The sequence below is a fragment of the Vibrio sp. Y176 genome, from assembly GCF_033438945.1.
This window is the reverse complement of sequence record NZ_JAWOQS010000080.1, coordinates 1-1,300: the sequence shown is the minus strand read 5'-3', so window position 1 is coordinate 1,300 and position 1,300 is coordinate 1. Positions and strand designations below refer to the sequence as shown.

At 43.5% G+C, this 1,300-nt stretch carries 2 protein-coding genes; both read left to right on the top strand.

Features of this window, described 5'->3' with window-relative positions; genetic code table 11:
* The coding region (locus R7O13_RS24210) for an allophanate hydrolase subunit 1 (RefSeq protein WP_318304847.1) at positions 1 to 675 on the top strand (675 nt) is incomplete at its 5' end.
* Positions 672 to 1,300 (top strand): allophanate hydrolase (locus R7O13_RS24205; protein WP_318304846.1); only part of this gene is annotated, 629 nt, incomplete at its 3' end. The genes R7O13_RS24210 and R7O13_RS24205, both read left to right, overlap by 4 nt.

Genomic DNA, 1,300 nt, shown 5'->3' with positions numbered 1-1,300 from the left:
ACAAAGTTCTCGATTGATTTGGTTTCTGAATGCAGCATTTTGATTCGATTTGATGAAACCATTTCTGAAAACTCAATTGGACAGTTAGCGCGAGCAATGAACCAACATCTGTCCCATATTGTCATGAATATCGTTCCTTCCTATCGAACCGTGTTAATTGATTACTTACCGTTCAGAATCAGTGAATTTCAGTTAGTCGACATACTGCACAATATCTTAGTCGCGTTTGACCCAAATAAAGCCGACGAGGCTGAGCCTAACGAAATTTCGATACCCGTTTATTACTCGGAAGAAACTGCTTTAGATTTGAAGCGTTTTGAAGAACAAGGCATTGATCTCGGCGCGCTTATTGATGCTCATACAAAGCCGGTATATACCGTTTCCGCGATTGGGTTCGCACCTGGCTTCGCCTTTCTTTCTGATGTGGAAGAGAGTATCGCCATGCCTAGGTTAAAAACGCCGAGAACGTTTGTGCCATCAGGAAGTGTCGGCATTGCCGATAGTAAGACCGCTGTTTACCCATCAGACAGTCCAGGTGGTTGGAATATCATAGGTCGTTCTCCTCTCTCACTCTTTTCGGATACTCCTCCTTTTATTCCTTTTGAAGTTGGTGACAAGGTCACGTTTTATGCTGTATCAAAACAGGAATTTCTTGAGCTAGGGGGATCGTTATGAGCGCATCAGGATTATTAGTTGAAAAGTCAGGGCCTTTGTCATTGATTCAAGACTTTGGCCGTTTTGGTCTTGCTCACATCGGGATAACGCAAGGTGGTCCTGTTGATGATTACGCCTACAGTTGGGCTAATCATCTACTTGGAAATCGTGTGAATTGCTCAGCAATCGAGATTACGCTAGGCAATGCTTGTTTTGTCGCCTTACAAGACTGTCACCTGGCAATTTGTGGCGGCGATCTTAATGCATCAGTAGATGGTCACCCTATTGCTAATTGGTCGGATTTTTCGATAAAAATAGGTCAAAAGCTTCAGTTCGGAATGGCGAAAAATGGCCTTCGCGCCTATCTCGCTGTAAAAGGTGGCTTCAATGTGCCTGAGCACCTTGGGAGCTCATCGACCGTGCTTCGTGAAGCATTAGGTGGACTAGAAGCCAATGGTAACGCTCTAAAAGCTGGAGATGTTCTCCCTTTTGACGCTCATTCATTACCTAACCATAAACCAAGAATCATGACATTTCGTTTCAAGCCAGATTACAACTTGCCAATTACACTTCGCGTTATTGAAGGTTATCAATGTGATGATTTCAGTGTTGAATCTAAAGAAAAGTTCTATTCGGGAAGCTTTGC